This window comes from Streptomyces sp. NPDC006207, from assembly GCF_040613835.1.
Classification (GTDB): domain Bacteria; phylum Actinomycetota; class Actinomycetes; order Streptomycetales; family Streptomycetaceae; genus Actinacidiphila.
The window spans coordinates 90,024-108,857 of record NZ_JBEXSX010000001.1; the positions used below are offsets into that span (position 1 = coordinate 90,024).

Annotated in this window: 17 protein-coding genes; 9 read left to right on the plus strand and 8 right to left on the minus strand. The window is 70.1% G+C overall.

Going from position 1 to position 18,834, the window contains the following annotated elements; all coding sequences use genetic code 11:
* Nucleotides 1-574: 574 nt before the first annotated feature.
* Nucleotides 575-2,332, minus strand: a complete 1,758-nt coding sequence (dnaA, locus tag ABZ312_RS00415) for a chromosomal replication initiator protein DnaA (RefSeq protein ID WP_500332037.1) — start codon at nt 2,330-2,332, stop codon at nt 575-577.
* 389 nt (nt 2,333-2,721) lie between these two features.
* Between dnaA and rpmH the strand changes: the two genes are divergently transcribed.
* From rpmH to ABZ312_RS00460, 9 genes are all read left to right on the plus strand, one after another.
* Nucleotides 2,722-2,859, plus strand: a complete 138-nt coding sequence (rpmH, locus tag ABZ312_RS00420) for a 50S ribosomal protein L34 (protein ID WP_003975051.1) — start codon at nt 2,722-2,724, stop codon at nt 2,857-2,859.
* A 26-nt stretch (nt 2,860-2,885) separates the two neighbouring features.
* The gene (gene rnpA, locus ABZ312_RS00425; RefSeq protein ID WP_500332036.1) at nt 2,886-3,260 is read left to right on the plus strand and encodes a ribonuclease P protein component; all 375 of its coding nucleotides are present in this window, start codon (nt 2,886-2,888) and stop codon (nt 3,258-3,260) included.
* The gene (gene yidD / locus ABZ312_RS00430; protein ID WP_500436026.1) at nt 3,257-3,577 is read left to right on the plus strand and encodes a membrane protein insertion efficiency factor YidD; all 321 of its coding nucleotides are present in this window, start codon (nt 3,257-3,259) and stop codon (nt 3,575-3,577) included. Before rnpA ends, yidD begins: the two co-directional genes overlap by 4 nt.
* 2 nt (nt 3,578-3,579) lie before the next feature.
* Complete coding sequence (yidC, locus tag ABZ312_RS00435; RefSeq protein ID WP_500332035.1) at nt 3,580-4,632, plus strand: membrane protein insertase YidC; 1,053 nt, start codon at nt 3,580-3,582, stop codon at nt 4,630-4,632.
* A 15-nt stretch (nt 4,633-4,647) separates the two neighbouring features.
* Complete coding sequence (locus tag ABZ312_RS00440; RefSeq protein ID WP_499512890.1) at nt 4,648-5,145, plus strand: Jag family protein; 498 nt, start codon at nt 4,648-4,650, stop codon at nt 5,143-5,145.
* Between the two features lie 104 nt (nt 5,146-5,249).
* Nucleotides 5,250-5,966, plus strand: coding sequence for a 16S rRNA (guanine(527)-N(7))-methyltransferase RsmG (gene rsmG / locus ABZ312_RS00445; RefSeq protein WP_499512891.1), 717 nt, complete (start codon nt 5,250-5,252; stop codon nt 5,964-5,966).
* A 253-nt stretch (nt 5,967-6,219) separates the two neighbouring features.
* Nucleotides 6,220-7,269, plus strand: a complete 1,050-nt coding sequence (locus ABZ312_RS00450; RefSeq protein ID WP_500332034.1) for a ParA family protein — start codon at nt 6,220-6,222, stop codon at nt 7,267-7,269.
* A complete protein-coding gene (locus ABZ312_RS00455) occupies nt 7,266-8,375 on the plus strand; it encodes a ParB/RepB/Spo0J family partition protein (RefSeq protein WP_499512893.1) in 1,110 nt (369 codons plus the stop codon). The genes ABZ312_RS00450 and ABZ312_RS00455 overlap by 4 nt, the downstream gene beginning before the upstream one ends.
* Nucleotides 8,376-8,672: 297 nt before the next feature.
* Entirely contained in the window at nt 8,673-9,290 is a 618-nt protein-coding gene (locus tag ABZ312_RS00460) for a GNAT family N-acetyltransferase (protein ID WP_499512894.1), read from the plus strand.
* 56 nt (nt 9,291-9,346) lie between these two features.
* Here ABZ312_RS00460 and trxA read toward each other — a convergent pair whose 3' ends face one another.
* The 7 genes from trxA to ABZ312_RS00495 form a co-directional block, all read right to left on the minus strand.
* Nucleotides 9,347-9,676, minus strand: coding sequence for a thioredoxin (gene trxA, locus ABZ312_RS00465; protein ID WP_431958961.1), 330 nt, complete (start codon nt 9,674-9,676; stop codon nt 9,347-9,349).
* 47 nt (nt 9,677-9,723) lie between these two features.
* Nucleotides 9,724-10,710, minus strand: a complete 987-nt coding sequence (gene trxB / locus ABZ312_RS00470; RefSeq protein ID WP_500332032.1) for a thioredoxin-disulfide reductase — start codon at nt 10,708-10,710, stop codon at nt 9,724-9,726.
* A gap of 109 nt (nt 10,711-10,819) precedes the next feature.
* Entirely contained in the window at nt 10,820-11,683 is an 864-nt protein-coding gene (locus ABZ312_RS00475; protein WP_500436028.1) for an RsmA family anti-sigma factor, read from the minus strand.
* On the minus strand, nt 11,680-12,372 hold the full coding sequence (gene sigM / locus ABZ312_RS00480) for an RNA polymerase sigma factor SigM (protein ID WP_500358655.1): 693 nt from the start codon (nt 12,370-12,372) through the stop codon (nt 11,680-11,682). The genes ABZ312_RS00475 and sigM overlap by 4 nt, the downstream gene beginning before the upstream one ends.
* Before the next feature lie 19 nt (nt 12,373-12,391).
* A complete protein-coding gene (locus ABZ312_RS00485) occupies nt 12,392-14,125 on the minus strand; it encodes a protein kinase family protein (RefSeq protein WP_500332029.1) in 1,734 nt (577 codons plus the stop codon).
* A 120-nt stretch (nt 14,126-14,245) separates the two neighbouring features.
* Nucleotides 14,246-16,309: a murein biosynthesis integral membrane protein MurJ gene (gene murJ, locus ABZ312_RS00490; protein WP_500332028.1), complete on the minus strand. Its 2,064-nt coding sequence runs from the start codon at nt 16,307-16,309 to the stop codon at nt 14,246-14,248.
* Between the two features lie 33 nt (nt 16,310-16,342).
* Entirely contained in the window at nt 16,343-18,745 is a 2,403-nt protein-coding gene (locus ABZ312_RS00495) for a DUF6049 family protein (protein ID WP_500332027.1), read from the minus strand.
* Nucleotides 18,746-18,834: the final 89 nt, after the last annotated feature.

The window sequence follows — 18,834 nt, forward strand, 5'->3', positions numbered from 1 at the left end:
TTTTTTATCCACCGCGCCTGTGGGTGGAGCCCGTGGACAACCCGGCCGATCTGTGGACGCCCGGAAGTTGTGCACACGCGATTCACAGGGAGGCTCCGGTTCTCCCCAGCGCTGTCCCCAGGAATACCCAGGTTCTCCCCAGCCCAACCCACCACGTTGGTGTGATGCGGTTCACTCCGATCGGTGAGCGGGTGTGTTCCGTTGCCGAACAGTGGACAGGACTGTGGAGAAGTGGCCCCTGACTGGGGACAACGAGCCCCTGCCTGTGGGCGGCCGGTGGACAACCGGGAGGGCGGCCTTGTGGGCGGCCGGAGCGTCCACAGTCTGTGGATCAGGGTTGCCCACAAATCCACACGGCCTCCAGCAGCCCGAATGAGTATCCCGCGGCCGTGCCTGTGGACACGTTCGGGACAACCCGGGCATCCCCAGGCTGTGGACGGGGGAAAACCGCCCCCGCCTGTGGAGAGACGTTCCTGTCCCCAAGACACGGCCGGCGCAATCGAACAACGAGAAGCGCCCCGGGAGTTGGCCCGGGGCGCTGTGGAGGTCTCGGTGGACGCCGAGGGCGCTGCGCTCAGCTCTTGATGCGGTTGGTGAGCTCGGTGACCTGGTTGTAGATCGACCGCCGCTCGGCCATCAGGGAGCGGATCTTGCGGTCCGCGTGCATGACGGTCGTGTGGTCGCGGCCGCCGAACAGGGCGCCGATCTTGGGCAGCGACAGGTCCGTGAGCTCACGGCACAGGTACATGGCGATCTGCCGGGCCGTGACGAGCACCCGGCTGCGGGAGGAGCCCGAGAGGTCCTCCACGTCCAGACCGAAGTACGAGGCGGTCTCCGCCATGATCGCCTGCCCGCTGATCTCGGGGACGGAGTCCTCCCCGCCCGGGATCAGGTCCTTCAGCACGATCTCGGTGAGCTGGAGGTCCACCGGCTGCCGGTTGAGGCTGGCGAAGGCCGTCACGCGGATCAGCGCGCCCTCCAGCTCGCGGATGTTCCGCGAGATCCGGGAGGCGATGAACTCCAGCACCTCCGGCGGGGCGTTGAGCTGCTCCTGCACGGCCTTCTTGCGGAGGATCGCGATCCGGGTCTCCAGCTCGGGCGGCTGGACGTCGGTGATCAGGCCCCACTCGAAGCGGTTGCGCAGCCGGTCCTCCAGGGTCACCAGCTGCTTGGGCGGCCGATCCGAGGAGAGCACGATCTGCTTGTTGGCGTTGTGCAGGGTGTTGAAGGTGTGGAAGAACTCCTCCTGCGTCGACTCCTTGCTCGCCAGGAACTGGATGTCGTCGACGAGCAGGATGTCCATGTCGCGGTAGCGCTTGCGGAACGCGTCCGCCTTGCCGTCGCGGATGGAGTTGATGAACTCGTTGGTGAACTCCTCGGAGCTCACGTAGCGCACCCGTGTCCCCGGGTAGAGGCTGCGGGCGTAGTGCCCGATCGCGTGCAGCAGGTGCGTCTTGCCGAGGCCGGACTCCCCGTAGATGAACAGCGGGTTGTACGCCTTGGCCGGTGCCTCCGCGACGGCGACCGCCGCGGCGTGCGCGAAGCGGTTGGAGGCGCCGATGACGAAGGTGTCGAAGAGGTACTTGGGGTTCAGCCGCGCCGTGGGCTCGGCCGGGCCCACGGAACCACCCGAACCGCTCGCCCCCGTCCCGGCGCCCGTGGCGGAACCGGCACCACTGCCGCCACCGGTGCGCGGCGTCGGCATGGTGGGCATGGCCGGCCGCTGCGGCGGCACCGGCTCCGGACGCCCCTGAGGCTGGTGGGGCGGGGGGATCTCGTAGCGGGAGGCGGGCGGCCGGTACGGCTCGCGCTCCTGGTAGTCGCCGAAGTGCTGTTGCTGCCAGCGGTCCTCGGGCTCGTGGGGCGGCCAGCCGCCGGCACCGCCGGTGGACCCGACCGCGTGGTCGGGGTAGGCCGGGCGCATCCGCGGGACCTCGCCGTAGCCGTGCGGCTGCTCGCCGTACCGGGCGGGCTCCGCCCCGTACACGGGGGGCTGCTGCTGGCCCTGGGACTGTGGTTCGGGGGCGACCGGGGCCGGCGGCGCGGGGGCCGCCTCCGGTTCGCCGCCCGAGGCCACGGCGATGGCGATGCCCACGGGGTGCCCGAACTCACGGCTGAGGACATCGGTGATCAGCGGGAGGAGCCGTCCCTCCAGCACGCTCTTGGCGAACTCGTTGGGGGCGGACAGCACCGCCGTGCCCGCGACGAGCGCCAGCGGCTGCGTCCGCTGCAGCCACTCCGCGTCCTTCGGCTTGAGGTCGTCGCTTTCGGCGAGCAATTTCTGCAGGACCCTGGGCCACACTGAGGCAAGATCGGCAGTTACGTCAGCCACAGTGCACGCTCTCTCGTCGGTCGCTGGTTGGTGCCGATGGGTCCCACGAAGGTGTGGTTCTTGGGACGGACGGGAATGTTTCGGGGTTCGGCCACGGTAGTCAGCGCGGGCTACCTGGTTCAAGTCGTTGTCCACAGGGTGTGCAAAACCACGTCCGGATGGCGGTGCCGACGGCCCGCGCCCCGGCGGGTTTGACCTGATGCCGCGGCCCCGCGTACCGTAACCAGGTCGAGTTGTCGATGGCTGCTGCCGCCTGCCTACCGATGGGCGAGGATCACCAAGGTGATCGTCAAGCGGTGCACACCTGAATGTTCCGCGAGCTTCTCGTGGGCGCACGGTGACAGCCAGGCGACGCCCCGCCACCACCCGATTCATCCTGGAGCCCCCGAGTGAGCAAGCGCACCTTCCAGCCGAACAACCGTCGTCGCGCCAAGACCCACGGCTTCCGGCTGCGTATGCGTACGCGTGCCGGCCGCGCCATCCTCGCGACCCGCCGCAGCAAGGGCCGCGCCCGTCTGTCCGCCTGATCGCACCGAAGCGCGAGGTGTGAGTCGTGCTGCCCACCGGTAATCGGCTGAGGCGGCGCCAGGACTTCGCGACGGCGGTACGTCGAGGACGCCGGGCCGGACGGCCGCTCCTGGTCGTCCACCTGCGCACCGACAGTGACACAAGGGACCCGCACGCGGCGGGGGGGAGTGCTTCCCCGGCGCGTGCGGGTTTCGTCGTGAGCAAGGCCGTCGGTGACGCCGTGACCCGGAACCTGGTCAAGCGTCGGCTTCGTCACCTCGTCCGCGAACGTCTGTCCGTGCTGCCCCCCGGTAGCCTGGTAGTCGTACGAGCGCTGCCCGGTGCGGGTGACGCAGACCATTCACAGCTGGCCCGAGACCTGGATGCCGCCCTCGGGAGGCTCCTGGGGGTGGCGCTATGAAGTACCTGTTGCTGGCCTTGATCAAGATTTACCAGTGGACCATCAGCCCGTTGCTCGGTCCGGTCTGCAAGTACTACCCCTCGTGCTCCCACTACGGGTATACGGCGATCGATCGGCACGGCGCGATCAAGGGCACTGCCCTGACCGCGTGGCGGATCCTGCGTTGCAACCCGTGGTCGCTCGGCGGTGTGGACCATGTCCCCCCGCGCAAGCGACCGCCGTGGCACGCTCGCCTGCGCGAAGCCCTCCGGGGTGACGCACCAGGCGGGTCCGTTACTCCCGAGCCCGTCGAGACGCCTCATGCCCAAGGAGCCTGACCGTGGGGATCTTGAACCCCCTCTACGCCGCCGTTTCGTGGATCATTGTCCAGTTCCACTCGCTGTACGGCCTTGTCTTTGACAAGGACGGCGGCCTGGCCTGGGGTCTGTCGATCGTCTCTCTGGTGGTCCTGATCCGGATCTGCCTGATCCCGCTCTTCGTGAAGCAGATCAAGTCGACCCGGAACATGCAGGCGCTCCAGCCCAAGATGAAGGCGATCCAGGAGCGCTACAAGAACGACAAGCAGCGCCAGTCCGAAGAGATGATGAAGCTGTACAAGGAGACGGGCACCAACCCGCTCTCCTCGTGCCTTCCGATCCTGGCGCAGTCCCCCTTCTTCTTCTCGCTGTACCACGTGCTGAGCTACATCGCGCAGGGCAAGCAGGTCGGCGTGATGAGCCAGGACCTGGTCAACAGCGCCCAGAAGGCCCACATCTTCGGCGCCCCGCTCGCCGCGAAGTTCACCGACAGCGCTGACAAGCTCGCCACGCTGGGCGCCTCGGTCACCGACGTCCGCGTGGTCACCGTCGTCATGATCATCCTGATGTCGGCCTCGCAGTTCTACACGCAGCGCCAGCTGATGACGAAGAACGTCGACATGACGGTGAAGACGCCGTTCATGCAGCAGCAGAAGATGCTGATGTACGTCTTCCCGATCATGTTCGCCGTCTTCGGCATCAACTTCCCCGTCGGTGTCCTCATCTACTGGCTGACCACCAACGTGTGGACCATGGGGCAGCAGATGTTCGTCATCCGCCGGAACCCGACCCCCGGCAGCCTCGCCTTCCAGCAGCGCCAGGAGCGCCTGAAGGCCAAGGGCAAGCTGAAGGACGAGCCCGCCGCCGGCAAGGAGCCGCAGGACGCGGCGCCGGTGAAGCGCAGCCAGCCCAAGCGCCAGACCAAGTCCCAGCGCCAGACGGGCGGTCCCGCGCAGCCGGGTGCTGCTGCCGGCGGCACCAAGCCGAAGCCCAAGCCGGGCGGCGGAACGACCGCGGGCACCAAGCCCAAGCCGAGCAGCGGCGCGGACAAGCCGAACCTGTCGAAGAAGAAGTAGTAGAGGAGTCCTGCCGTGACGGACGGCAACACCACCGACGCGCTCACCCGCCTCGAGCAGGAGGGCGAGATCGCGGCCGACTACCTCGAGGGGCTGCTGGACATCGCCGACCTCGACGGTGACATCGACATGGACGTCGAAGGGGACCGCGCTTCGGTCTCCATCGTCGGCGACCCGTCGAGCCGTGACCTCAACAAGCTCGTCGGCCGGGACGGTGAGGTGCTGGAGGCGCTCCAGGAGCTGACCCGGCTCGCGGTCCACCGGGAGACCGGCGACCGCAGCCGGCTGATGCTGGACATCGCCGGTTTCCGGGCGCAGAAGCGGGCCGAGCTGACCGAGCTGGGCGAGAAGGCGGCCGAGGAGGTCAAGGGCTCCGGCCAGCCGGTCAAGCTGAAGCCGATGACGCCCTTCGAGCGCAAGGTCGTGCACGACGCCGTGGCCGCCGCGGGGCTGCGCAGCGAGTCCGAGGGCGAGGAGCCCGAGCGCCGGGTGGTCGTCCTTCCGGCCTCCTGAACCTCCCCCGGTCTCAGCGGTACTCACTCGGCCCCGTCTGTTCGCAGGCGGGGCCGAATCTTGTCAGCCTGGAGAAGGCCCGTAACAACGGAAGGACGGTTCTCGTGACGGAGGCAGCGGCGGAGCTTCCCCCGGCGCCGGAGGCGGCACGTGAGGTGTTCGGGGAGCGCTTCGCGGACGCGGTGCGGTACGCGGAACTGCTGGCCGACGCGGGGGTGCGTCGAGGGCTGATCGGTCCGCGGGAGGTGCCCCGGCTGTGGGAACGCCATCTGCTGAACTGCGCGGTGCTCGCCGAGGTGATCCCCCAGGGCGTCTCGGTGTGCGACGTGGGCTCGGGGGCGGGACTGCCGGGCATTCCACTGGCACTGACCCGGCCGGACCTCAGCATCACCCTGCTGGAGCCGCTGCTGCGCAGGACCACCTTCCTCGAGGAGGCCGTGCGGCTGCTGGGGCTGTCCAACGTCGTGGTGGTGCGTGGACGGGCCGAGGAGATGGTGGGCAAGGTGCCTCCGGTGGACGTGGTGACCGCGCGCGCCGTGGCCCCCCTGGACCGGCTCGCCGGCTGGGGGCTTCCCCTGCTCCGTCCGCACGGGGAGATGACCGTCCTCAAGGGCGACACGGCCGAGGAGGAGCTGAAGGCGGCGCGTGCCGCGCTGAGCCGTCTCGGTGCCGTGGAGACCTCCGTGGTCCAGGTCGGCGAGGGGATCGTGGATCCGCTGTCGACCGTGGTGCGGGTGCTCGCGGGGGAGAGCCCCGGCGGTGTCCGTGCGGCGACCCGGAGGGCCAAGGCGGCCCGGGAGAGCCGACGGCGCCAGCGCTGATCGCGGCCGGGGTCGTGTGCTCCATACAAACGGCCATACGTACATGATCCGGAGTGTCGTGTAGGAAACGGTCGCCGCGCTGCGCATCGTGTTTCACGTGAAACGGCGCTCTCTGCTTCCAGGAATCCTCGGCCGCGCCCGTGCCGCGGCCGAATCGCTCTCTCATCGAGCCGTCGAGATGACCCATTCAGCGACCCAACCGGTGGATTCATCCACAGGAGAACGGCCCTCACTGGTTCGTGACCCCGAAAGCATGGCAGGCTCTGTTCATTGCGAGCTTGTAGTCGAGGAGAGTGAATCCTTGCGGTCCGACGCCAACATCGCGGGACCGATGGCCGATCCGGTCCCCGGTCCCCGTACCGAGTCGTTCGGGGATGATGTTTCACGTGAAACACCGCCCCCGATGGACGACACCCCCATCGGCCGTGCAGCCCAACTGGCCGTGGAGGCGCTGGGGCGGGCCGGTGAAGGACTCCCCCGCCCACCCCAGACCCGAGTGGTCGTGGTCGCCAACCAGAAGGGCGGGGTCGGCAAGACCACCACCACGGTCAACATGGCCGCCTCCCTGGCCCTGCACGGGGCCCGGGTGCTGGTCGTCGACCTCGACCCCCAGGGCAACGCATCCACCGCCCTCGGGATCGACCACCACTCCGAAGTCCCCTCCATCTACGACGTCCTGGTCGAGAGCAAGCCGCTCTCCGACGTCGTCCAGCCGGTGCCGGACGTGGAGGGCCTGTTCTGTGCCCCCGCCACCATCGACCTGGCCGGGGCCGAGATCGAGCTGGTCTCGCTGGTGGCCCGGGAGAGCCGGCTGCAGCGGGCCATCGAGTCCTACGAGCAGCCGCTGGACTACATCCTCATCGACTGCCCGCCCTCGCTCGGTCTGCTGACCGTCAACGCCATGGTGGCCGGTGCCGAGGTCCTCATCCCCATCCAGTGCGAGTACTACGCCCTGGAAGGACTGGGCCAGCTGCTCCGCAACGTGGAACTGGTCCGGGGCCACCTCAACCCGAAGCTCCACGTCTCCACCATCCTGTTGACCATGTACGACGGCCGGACCCGGCTCGCCTCGCAGGTCGCCGAAGAAGTGCGCACCCACTTCGGCAAGGAGGTGCTGAGCACGAGCATCCCGCGCTCGGTCCGCATCTCGGAGGCCCCCAGCTACGGCCAGACGGTGCTGACCTACGATCCAGGTTCGAGCGGAGCGCTGTCGTACCTCGAGGCGGCACGCGAGATGGCCCTGCGCGGGCTGGGACGCACCCAAGAAGTCAATGAGCAGAACACGTCGGAGGGGATCCAGTGAGTGAGCGACGCAGAGGGCTCGGCCGTGGTCTCGGCGCGCTGATTCCCGCCGCACCGAACGGTGCGGACGCGGCGGCCGCGACCGCGGTGGCGACGGCGGCGAACGCCGCCCCGGTCCTGGCGCCGGAACGAGGGGTCGCCGTCGCCAAGGTGGCGGCCCTGGTGGAACAGCAGGGCCGTGAGGGCACCGCTGCGATCCCGGTTTCACGTGAAACCCCGGAAGCCATCGCGGCCCAGGAGCCGCCGATGGTGGCAGGGGCGTACTTCGCCGAGCTGCCGCTGGACGCGATCATCCCCAACCCGCGTCAGCCGCGTGAGGTCTTCGACGAGGACGCGCTGGCCGAGCTGGTCACCTCCATCAAGGAGGTCGGCCTCCTGCAGCCGGTCGTCGTCCGTCAGGTCGGACCGGAGCGCTACGAGCTCATCATGGGTGAGCGTCGCTGGCGGGCCAGCCGTGAGGCGGGCCTGGAAGCCATCCCGGCGATCGTGCGGGCCACCGAGGACGAGAAGCTTCTCCTGGACGCGCTGCTGGAGAACCTGCACCGTGCCCAGCTGAACCCGCTGGAGGAGGCGGCCGCCTACGACCAGCTCCTCAAGGACTTCGCCTGCACGCACGAGCAGCTCGCCGACCGCATCGGCCGCTCCCGCTCCCAGGTCTCCAACACCCTGCGCCTGCTGAAGCTCTCCGCGCCCGTACAGCGCCGTGTGGCGGCCGGTGTGCTCTCCGCCGGGCACGCACGGTCCCTGCTCGCCCTGGAGGACGTGGAGGACCAGGACCGGCTCGCCAGCCGGATCGTGGCCGAGGGGCTCTCGGTGCGCGCGGTCGAGGAGATCGTGCATGTGATGAACTCCGAGTCCCAGCCGACGAGGAAGGCCCCGTCCCCCCGGGCCGGCAAGCGGATGTCCCCCGCGCTGACCGATCTCGCCCTGCGGCTCTCCGACCGCTTCGAGACCCGGGTGAAGGTGGACCTCGGGCAGAAGCGCGGAAAGATCGTCGTGGAGTTCGCCTCGATAGAGGACCTGGAGCGCATCCTCGGCTCGATGGCCCCGGGTGAGGGCGAGGTCCTCGAGCGGTCGCTCACCGAGGAGACCGACGAGGAGGAGTGATCCTCTCCCCGTCATGTGACGGGCCGCAACTTCTGGGCGGGTCGCATCCCGAGAGGGATGTGGCCCGCTTTTTGCTGTGCCGTTCGCGTTGCTCCGGTGTCGGACTTGTCCGCTCACGGATACGATGCGTACGGGATGGAGCACTACCTCCGAGGAGGGGCTCATGCGATCGGTGCGGCGCGTCGGAGTCGAGCACGATTGGCAGAAAGCCGCCCTCCTCGCAGCGGGGCTTGGGCTGGGCGCCGTGGGTGGCTTCGTCGGCAGTTGGGTCCACGACAGAAACGAGGGTCAGACCTCATGGGGCGTCGGCTCGTTCCGCTCACGCTGGACAACCTCCCGGATCTCCCCAACCGCTGCCGCGCGTGCGTCTTCTGGGAACTCGATCCGGTAAGCGGTGAGGCCGCCGTCCAGGCCGGCAAGCCCGAACTGGAGAAGGAAGCCTGGATCTCCGCGGTGCTTCTGGAGTGGGGTTCCTGCGGCCGTGTCGTCTACGTGGACGAGGTGCCGGCCGGCTTCGTGCTCTACGCCCCGCCGGCTTACGTGCCGCGCTCGACGGCCTTCCCCACGAGTCCCGTCTCCCCCGACGCGGTCCAGCTGATGACCGCCCGCATCCTCCCGGGCTTCCAGGGACAGGGACTGGGCCGGGTCCTGGTGCAGTCGGTGGCCAAGGACCTCGTGCGACGGGGCTTCCGGGCGATCGAAGCCTTCGGTGACGCGCGCTGGGAGGAGCCCGCGTGCGTGCTCCCGGCCGAGCACCTGCTGGCGGTCGGGTTCAAGACGGTGCGGCCGCACCCGCGGTTCCCCCGGCTGAGGCTGGAACTGCGGACGACGATCTCCTGGAAGGAGGACGTCGAGATGGCGATCGACCGGCTGCTCGGCGCCGTGCAGAAGGAACCGGCGCTGCGGCCCCTGTGACGGACGAAGGGCCCGCCCCTCACGGGGGCGGGCCCTTTCGTGTCCGTCTGCGGTGCTCAGCCGATGAAGTCGGACAGGTCGCGCTCGATGGCGGCCTTCGGCTTGGCGCCGACGATGGTCTTCACGACCTCACCGCCCTTGTAGACGTTGAGGGTCGGGATCGACATGACGCCGTACTTGGCGGCGGTGACCGGGTTCTCGTCGATGTTCAGCTTGACGATGGTGATCTGGTCGCCGTGCTCCGCGGCGATCGCCTCCAGGGAGGGGGCGATCTGGCGGCACGGACCGCACCACTCGGCCCAGAAGTCGACGAGCACGGGCTTGTCGCTGGACAGGACCTCCTCGTCGAAGGTCGCATCGGTCACGGTCTTGGTGTTGCCGGCCACGGCTGTCTCCTCGGTGTGTAGGAAGGGTGGTTGTTCGTGCGGTGCGGTCAGACGACCGCGGCGACGGTCTGCTCGGGCTCGCGGGTGTGCTCGCTGCCCGCGTCGCTCAGAGCGGCGAGGTAGCGCTCGGCGTCCAGGGCGGCGGAGCAACCGGTGCCCGCGGCGGTGATCGCCTGGCGGTAGGTGTGGTCCACGACGTCGCCGGCGGCGAAGACACCCGGGATCTTCGTACGGGTGCTGGGGGACTCGACCTTGAGGTAGCCCTCCTCGTCCAGGTCGAGGATGCCCTTGAACAGCTCGGTCCGCGGGTCGTGGCCGATCGCGATGAAGAGTCCGGTGACCGGCAGCTCGGAGGTCTCGCCGGACTTGGTGTTCCGCAGGACCAGGCCCGAGAGCTTGCCGTCGCCGTTGATCTCGGCGACCTCGTTGTCCCAGACGAACGAGATCTTCGGGTCGGCGAAGGCACGCTCCTGCATGGCCTTGGAGGCGCGGAGGGTGTCCCGGCGGTGGACGACCTTCACGCTCTTGGCGAAGCGCGACAGGAAGGTCGCCTCCTCCAGGGCGGTGTCGCCGCCGCCGATGACGGCGATCTCGTGGTCCTTGAAGAAGAAGCCGTCACAGGTGGCGCACCACGAGACGCCGCGACCGGAGAGCTGGTCCTCGTTGGGCAGGCCCAGCTTGCGGTGCTGGGAACCGGTGGCGATGATGACGGCCTTCGCCCGGTGGACGGTGCCCGCGGAGTCGGTGACGGTCTTGATGTCGCCCGCGAGGTCGACCTCGACGATGTCGTCCGGGATCAGCTCGGCACCGAACCGCTCGGCCTGGGCCCGCATGTTCTCCATGAGGTCGGGGCCCATGATGCCGTCGCGGAAGCCGGGGAAGTTCTCCACATCGGTCGTGGTCATCAGAGCACCGCCGGCCGTGACCGCCCCTTCGAAGACCAGGGGCTTGAGGGAGGCGCGGGCGGTGTAGAGCGCGGCTGTGTATCCCGCCGGACCGGAACCGATGATGATCACGTTTCGGACGTCGCTCACGGGTGCTTCCTCGTCTCTGCTGTGCCGACTCGCCGGGTGCCTCGGCGACGGGACCATTGTCATCCCGCCTAACGGATCCTACGGTCCGGGCATTCCCATCGGCGCGGCGCTAGCGAGGGTATGTCTCCTCACGGAGGAGGGTGCCCGTGTCGGGGGGCTGCGCGGTGGCGCACGAGGCGTCCACGACGTAGGCGTCGACCAGTGCGGGGTCGCCCTCGTGCGGCATCACGACCAGGTAGGAGTCCATGCCCTCGTACCTGCCCCGCTGGAAGGCGATCGGGGCCTCCCGGCGGTCGACGGCCCCCAGGACGCAGGACGGCGCGGCGCTGTCCATGCCGACCATGGGGGACTGCCCCTGGGGCTTGCTCTCCGGGCCCTTGCTCGTGCGGTCTGTCAGCAGATCGTGTACCTGCACGCCGAGCATGTCGGCGTCAGCCTTGGCACCCGCATCGGAGGCCGACGACGACTGGCTGTCGGAGCTTCCCCCGGCGTTCCAGCCGGACTGGGCGAGGACGGTCCCGAGACCGAGCACGGCGGCCACGGAAGCGGTGATGAGGATCCCCTTCCCCCAGCGGCGACGGGACCGGGTGCCCGGGCGGCCGGGCCCGCTGGGACCGGTGCCGCGGCCGGTGGGCCTTCCGTCTGCCGGGGCCGATGTTTCACGTGAAACACGGGACGGCTCCGTGGTCTCTGTTTCACGTGAAACATCGGCCCCGCTCGCGGCGAGCAGTGCCTCGGCGGCGAGTGCGGCGTCGATCCGGCCCGCGATGTCGGCCGGCATCCGGGGCGGGCCGGGGAGGGTGCCCAGCAGCCCCCGGATCTCGTCCAGCGAGGCGTGGACGTCGGCGCAGAGCGCACAGCCGTCGATGTGCCCGCGGACGTCGGCCGAGCGCTCGGGCGGGAGGATGCCCTCGGTGAGCGCGGAGATCTCGGCGACCTCGGGGTGCTCGTCCGTACCCGTCGTCGACGTCATGGGTGTCCACCTCCGCCCTTCGTGAAGCCGTGGCCCGGCCGGGCCTCCGTCTCTGGGACGGATGCGTTCTCCGTCCGGTTCCTTCCCCCTGGGTGATCGCCGCTACTCCCCGGCGCCTCCCGTAGATGGGAGAGGAGCGGCAGCAGTCGTGCCCTGCCGCGGGCGCATCTGCTCTTGACCGTCCCCGTTGGCACGTCCAGGACGGCGGCGGCCTCGGCCACGGGGTAGCCCTGCATGTCGACCAGGACCAGGGCGGCCCGCTGCTCCACGGGGAGCGTCCCGAGCGCCCGCAGCAGTTCCCGGTGGAGCTCGCCCCGCTCGGCGGGGGCCGCGGCGGACTCATGGGGTTCGAGCAGTTCCTCGAACTGCTTCTCGTCCGTGACCGGAGCGGTGCGGCGTGAGGCGGCCTTGCGTGCCCGGTCCAGGCACGCGTTCACGGTGATGCGGTGCAGCCAGGTCGTGACGGCCGACTGCCCGCGGAAGGTGTGGGCGGAGCGGAAGGCCGAGACGAGCGCGTCCTGCACGGCGTCCGCGGCTTCCTCGCGGTCCCCCAGGGTCCGCAGCGCCACCGCCCACAGCCGGTCGCGGTGCCGGCGGACGAGTTCCCCGAAGGCGTTCGGGTCCCCCGCGACATGACGGGCGAGGAGGTCGCTGTCGCTGACCTCCCCGCCCGTTCCTTGCGTGCCCACCGTCCCCCTCCCCGCGGGGCTATTGCCCCTCGAACCTCACGTCGGTGATGGCCTGCTTGTACCCCGACCCGCTGAAGTTGTCCGCCGGAGAGTTGGGCATGGCCGTCAGCCAGACGAGAACGTACCGCGTCTCCACGGGTTGCTTCGTCGTGAGCTTGGCGGAACGACCGGAGGTCTTGACCGTGGCGATCTTCTTCATGCCCGAGAGGTCGGCCGACGAGGACAACGAGTCCGCTGCGTACAGCTCGACCGTGGTGTGGTCTCCGCCGTAGTAGAGGCCTATCGTCGCCGTGCTCAGCTTCTTCACGGCACCGAGGTCGTAGACGATGCCGACCCCCTTCTTGTAGGGGGCGAGCACCGGGCCCTTCTGGAAACTCCTGCTGCGCCAGTAGCTCCCGGCGTCCTGGTCGTAGGTGAGCTTCACCTGGTCGGTGTGCTGCGGCGTGCCGTCCGGGTAGTACTCGGCGGCGTCCTGGACCGGCAGCGGCTTCAGCGTCACTTGGTTCGCGCCGCCGTTGTCGCTGCCGCCGTCGCCGCCCGTGTTGTGGGAGGTGGAGGTCCCTCCGGACCTCGCCTGGTTCTCGCGGTCCATCAGGGTCTCCGCGAGCTGCCAGCTGCCGAGGCCGAGGGCGACGATGAGGAGGGCCGAGACGGACCACTTGAGGGCCTTGCCGGTGCGGCCGGGCAGGGCCGGGGGCGGCGCGGCGGGGAGGGACGCCGTGGCGCCGGGGGACGCGGGGCCCGCGCCGGTCTGGCGGTAGGAGCCCTGCTGGTAGGTGGTGCGCGAGTAGGGCGCCATCGCCGGCTCGGGCGGCCGGATCTTGGGGATCGCGGTGACGGCCTTGGCCAGCTCCTCGGGGGTGGTGCAGGGCTCCGGCTCACGGGAGGCCGTCGCCCCGTCGTTGACCAGGGCACGCATGGCCAGCTCCGACAGCCCACGGTGGACCCCTGCCCGCACCTGGTCGGGCGCGACCAGGCCGACGTCCTTGGGGAGGCCGGTGAGCCCGTGCTCGTCCTCCGGGTACGGCCAGCGCTGGGTGAGCGAGGCGTACAGGAGGGCTCCGATGGCCTCGGTGTCCTCCCGCTGCGGGCGCTCGGAGGAGATCCCGCGCAACGCGGCGGCGACCGCCAGACCGCGGATGCGGTACTGGCCGGAGTCGGTGCGCAGGACGGCGTCGGGGCCGAGCCGCAGATGGGCCAGCCCCTCACGGTGGGCGGCCGCCATGGCCTGGGAGATCTGGCTGACCATCTGGTAGGCCTCGTGCGGCTCCAGGGGGTCGGCGGTGATCAGGGCGGTCAGTTCGCGCGCGTCCGGGAGCCACTCGTGGATGACGTAGACGAGGTCGTTCTCCTCGACCGCGTCGAGGACCTGGACGAAACGGGGGTCACCGAGCAGGGCGGCGGAGCGGGCCGCAGCCAGCACCGAACGGGCCCGGCCGTGGTCGGCGGGCAGGGTGTGGATGCCCACGGCGCGGCGCAGCTTCTCGTCGACGGCCCGCCAGCTGCTGAAGCCGTCGGAACGGGTGAGGCACTCTTCCAGGCGGTAGCGCTTGGCGAGCTTGTGGCCGCTGTGGAGCTCCGGCGGCTCGGACTTGGTCGGTGCTGTCTCCTCGGGGATGGTCTGCTCTGGCGCGTCCTGCTCTTCGCTCCGGTCCGTCGCCTCGTCGGCCGTGGCCCCGTCCGTGTGGGCGGCGAGCTGCTCTTCGCCGCCCTCGTTGGCCACTCCGACGGCAGCCGTGCTCCGTTCCGCCACCGTCGTTCCTGCCTCCCCATCCGTTGCAAGATCTGACAACACAGCCGAGGACAATTGTGCCAACAGTCCACCGCTATGCACGACACACGACGGCCCACGAAGGTTGCGCGCTGGGCGCCGTCAGCGGCCCAGCCGGCCCCTGACCATGCCGACCATGGCCGTCAGTTCCTCGACGCGCATGCGCTTGGCGGCGATGAAGAAGATCCCGCCCAGCACAAGGGCGCCGAGCACCAGCGACAGCAACGATGCGGCAGCGCCGTGACCCAGCGATTGCGAGACACCGTAGACGACGGCGCCGGCGCCCGCAGCGGCGGGGATGCACGCACCGAAGAGCCTGGCGTACGTGCGGACCACGCGCTTGCCGTCGATGTCGCCGCCGAGGCGCCTGCGCAGCCGCTTGACCGCCACTCCGACGCCGATCGTGTAGGCGAGGCCGTACCCCGCCGCCATGCCGACCACGGCCCAGCGGGCGGGGAGAACGAAGTAGCAGACGGCGGCCGCGACGGCGTTGCAGGCGGCGACGATGACCGTGTTGTAGAAGGGGGTGCGGGTGTCCTCGTACGCGTAGAAGCCGCGCAGGACGATGTACTGCACCGAGAACGGGATCAGCCCGAGGCCGAAGGCCATCAGGATGTAGCCGATGTTCAGGGCGCCCTCTCCGGAGCTGCTGTAGAGCAGGGTGGCCATGGGGAGGCCGAGGGCGAGGAAGGCGAACGCGGCGGGCACGACGGCCACGCCCGAGGTCCGCAGGCCGTAGGAGAGGTCGTCGCGGACGGCGGCGGCGTCACCGTCGGCCGCGGCGCGGGAGATCCGCGGCAGCACGGCGGTCATCACGGAGACGGTGATGATGGCCTGCGGCATCTGCCACAGGAGCAGCGCGTAGTTGAAGCCGGTGATGCCCGCGCCCTCGTGGCCCGTCTTCTCGGCCGCCGCGCCCGCCGCCGTGGCGAACTGGGTGAGGACGATCATGCCGACCTGGTTGGCGAGGACGAAGAAGAAGGTCCACTTGGCCAGCTTCGCCGCGTGGCCGAGGCCGTGGCCGCGCCAGTCGAAGCGCGGCCGGATCCGGAAGCCGGCGTCGCGCAGGTAGGGGAGCATCGCCAGCGCCTGCACCGCCAGGCCCAGCAGGGTGCCGAGGCCCAGCAGCCGGACCCCGTCAGGGGTGATGGTCCCGGAGGAGACGCGCGTGTCGGTGAAGGAGCCGAAGGCCCAGATGAAGGCGCCGAAGGTGGCGATGATGACGACGTTGTTGAGGACCGGGGTCCACATCATCGCGCCGAAGCGGCCGCGGGCGTTGAGGATCTGCCCGAGGACGACGTGCACCCCCATGAAGAACATGGTGGGGATGCAGTAGCGGGCGAAGGTGACCGCGACCTCGAACCTGACCGGGTCGGAGGCGATGTCGTGGGACATCGCCTGGATGAAGACCGGTGCGGCGATCACGCAGACGGCGGTGACGGCTGCCAGTCCGACGACGACCAGGGTGAGCAGGCGGTTGGCGTAGGCCTCGCCGCCGTCGTCGTCGTTCTTCATGGCCCGTACCAGCTGGGGGATGAAGACCGCGTTGAGGGCGCCGCCGCCGACCAGGATGTAGATCATCGTGGGCAGGGTGTTGGCGACCTGGTAGCCGTCGTTCAGCGTGCCGACGCCGATCGCGGCCGCCATGACCAGGGTGCGGAGGAATCCGGTGACCCGGGAGACGAGGGTGCCGGCCGCCATAAGCGCGCTGGACTTGAGGATGCTGCCGGCCCGTCCGCCGGACTTCCCGGCCACGGGCTCCGCCGCGGGCTCGGGCTCCGCCGGGGCCGTCTGCACCGGCTCGTCGCGGAAGAGGTGGGCGTACTCGTCCGGCCGCGCCGACCTCCCGTCCTCGTCCGGGGCGTGGGAGACCAGCTCGTCGACGCCGACGTACCGGGTGTTGGCGTCGTCGGCGTAGGGCATGCGGTACGGCTCCTGGTGCGCGTACGGCGGCCCGTAGGCATGGGGCTGGGCCGGCGGGTGCGCGGTGCGGTCGTACAGCGCCTCGCCCACCGGGTCCTGCGCGGTCGGATCCTGCCGCTGGTACGGGTCGCGGGCGTAGGTGTCCTGCAGGTACGGGTCGGGCGCGGCAGGGTACTGCCCGGGCTGCTCGGGAAACCGCTCCCCGGCTTCCCGTTCGCGCTCACCGTCGTACGGTGCGTTCATCTCTGCCCCACCTCATCGGCCATGGCTCGCTGGCTATCGGTCCACCTTCTCACCCGTCCCGGACGGGTCCGTACTTTCCGGGGAGGTGTCCGGCGCCAGGTCACCCGGCTGCTCGTCCTCGACGCCGTCCCGGTCACCCATGGTGCCCTCTGCGGCGTCGTCCTCGTCCTCGCCCGTGTCCCCGTCCCCGGACGGGTCCGCGTCGTCCTCGGACGGATCAGTGTCGTCGTCCTCGCCCCCGGCGGCCGCGCGGCGCTTGCGCTGGTGGTACATCCGGACGCCCGCGAGCACGAGCAGCAGGAGCCCGGCGGCGATCACCAGCATGACGGTGGATGTGATGGAGGTGACATCCACCTGGAAGGTGATGGGGTAGCCGAACCTGGCGCCGTCCGCCGTGTAGAGCTGGGCGGTGACCGTGTTCAGTCCGTTGCGGGCGGCGGTTCCCTCGAACTTCAGGGAGCGGGTGTGGCCGCCCTCCACGGTCACGGGCTGCGCTTCGCCCGGGTCGAGGCTGTTGCCCTGGCTGGACGTGAGGCGCAGCTCCAGGCCCTGCACGGTCTGGCCGAGCTCGTTCTTCACGGTCACCGGGATGGTGCCGCTGCGGCCCGACAGCGTGAGCGTCCCGGTCTTGGGGAGCAGGTAGACCAGGCTCATCAGGTCGGACAGGTAGTCGAAGATGGCCGTGCGGTAGGCGGCCGACCCCCGGGGGGAGCCGCGCCACTCGGTGGACATCGAGCGCATCAGTGCGTTGCCGAAGGGGGTCCGCACCCGGTCGGGCTTGCTCAGGAGGGCCATGAAGTCGTCGAGCTCGCCCTGGGTCGCCTGGATCTGGCGGAAGGCCGCGGTGCTCAGCTCCTGCTTGCGCAGGCGCTTGGGGTAGGACCCGGTACCGGGCACCGTGCGGTTGGCCTTGGGGTCGGGGGTGGCCTTCGCCGCCGCGGAGAAGTCGACGGTCTCGGCCCAGCCGCCGGCGGCGACCTCCGTGATGGCCTGGGCCATGGCCTGCGCCTGTGAGGCCTTGGCCATGCGCTGCGGGGCGACGACGATGCTGCGCTGCCGGTCGGGCGCCTGCATCGTGATCATGAGCGTCTGGGCCAGGTACTTCTGCACCGCGAGGGTCGAGGTCCCGGCCGACGTCATGTCGCCCTGGAAGGCCTTGGAGAGCCCGGAATCGGCGACCACCGCCGTGGTGCCCCCGCCGATGGGCCGCGCCGAGGTGGGGGTGTACCTGAGGCCGCCGGGCTCGCCGAGGCTGTCGCTGCGGGCGATCACCTTGTCGGCGCCGGCCGAGGTGGCCACGTCGACGATGGAGGGGTCGACGGCGCCCTCCACGGGCCAGGAGACGTCCGTGTCGGGGGTGACCACGCCGTTGAGGACGGTCTCCACCGTCGTGGTCGCGAGCTCCGTGGCGGTCTTGAGGTGGTTCAGGGTGCCCGGGACGCTCTTGCCGTGGTGCGCGATCGAGGCGAGGTCGGGGTCGGCGAAGGGCAGGGCGACGACCTCGTCCCCGGCGACGGCCTCCTTGAGGCTGTTCAGCCAGCGCTTCGCGTCGTCGGTCCCGGTGCCGGACGTGGTGTGGTCGAGATCACCTTCGGGCCCCGCGACCTGGTACCGGCGCGTCATCGCGTCGACCGTGGCGAGCAGGTCCGGGTCGATGACCCAGGTGACGGGCAGGTCCCGGCCGAGCGCCACCATCTGCTGAAGACGGCCGCCGGGCGCCAGGTCCGCGGCGAGGTCGTCGTTGAGGAAGATCGGGCTCTGCTGGTCGTCGCTCTCGCTGCGCACGGCGAGGTGCGGGCGGTCGATCAGCGGCCACAGGAAGGTGTAGCGGGTCGGCTTGGCGTCCCCGTCCGGGTACCAGGGGAGGAAGGTCCGCTCGATCCCCAGGTACTCGTCGTAGCCGCGGTCCCTGGTCCGCCCGGTCAGGGAGACCCCGAGCTGGTAGACGCCGTCCCGGCCCAGGTCCAGGTCCTTGACCGGGACCTCCAGGGTGAAGCTGCGGCTGATGCCGGCCGGCAGGTCGTCGACGGGCACGGTGTGCCCGGGGATCTCCTCGCCGTCGGCCGCGGTGTGGGGCGCGCTGGTGGAGGTGCCGCTGATGGCGCTGCGGCTGCCCAGCGGGCCCTGAGGGGCGATCTCCACGCCCACGTGGGCACCGCTGACGGTGTGCTTGCTCTTGTTCGTGACGGTGCCGGTCACCGTGAGGGTGTCGCCCTTGGCCGGCACGGTGGGGGACAGTGAGTTCACCGACACGTCCACGGCCCGGCCGTCGGAGCCCTCCGCGTACGCCGCGGGAGCCGTACGGGCCTGGACCAGGCCGGTGAACAGGGTGGCGCCCACGAGCAGTGCCGTGGCCCGGCGCAGCCTCGAACGGGCCGGAGTGCCTCCGGGGTGCTGTGCCGCCTCGCCCACGCGCTGGCCGTCCCTCGTCGTCATCGGATGTGCGTCCTGGAATGGTAACGATGCTCGAAGACCCAAAGTGCTGTGAGTGGGCCACAAGATCGATACAGTCCGGGGGCGCGGAG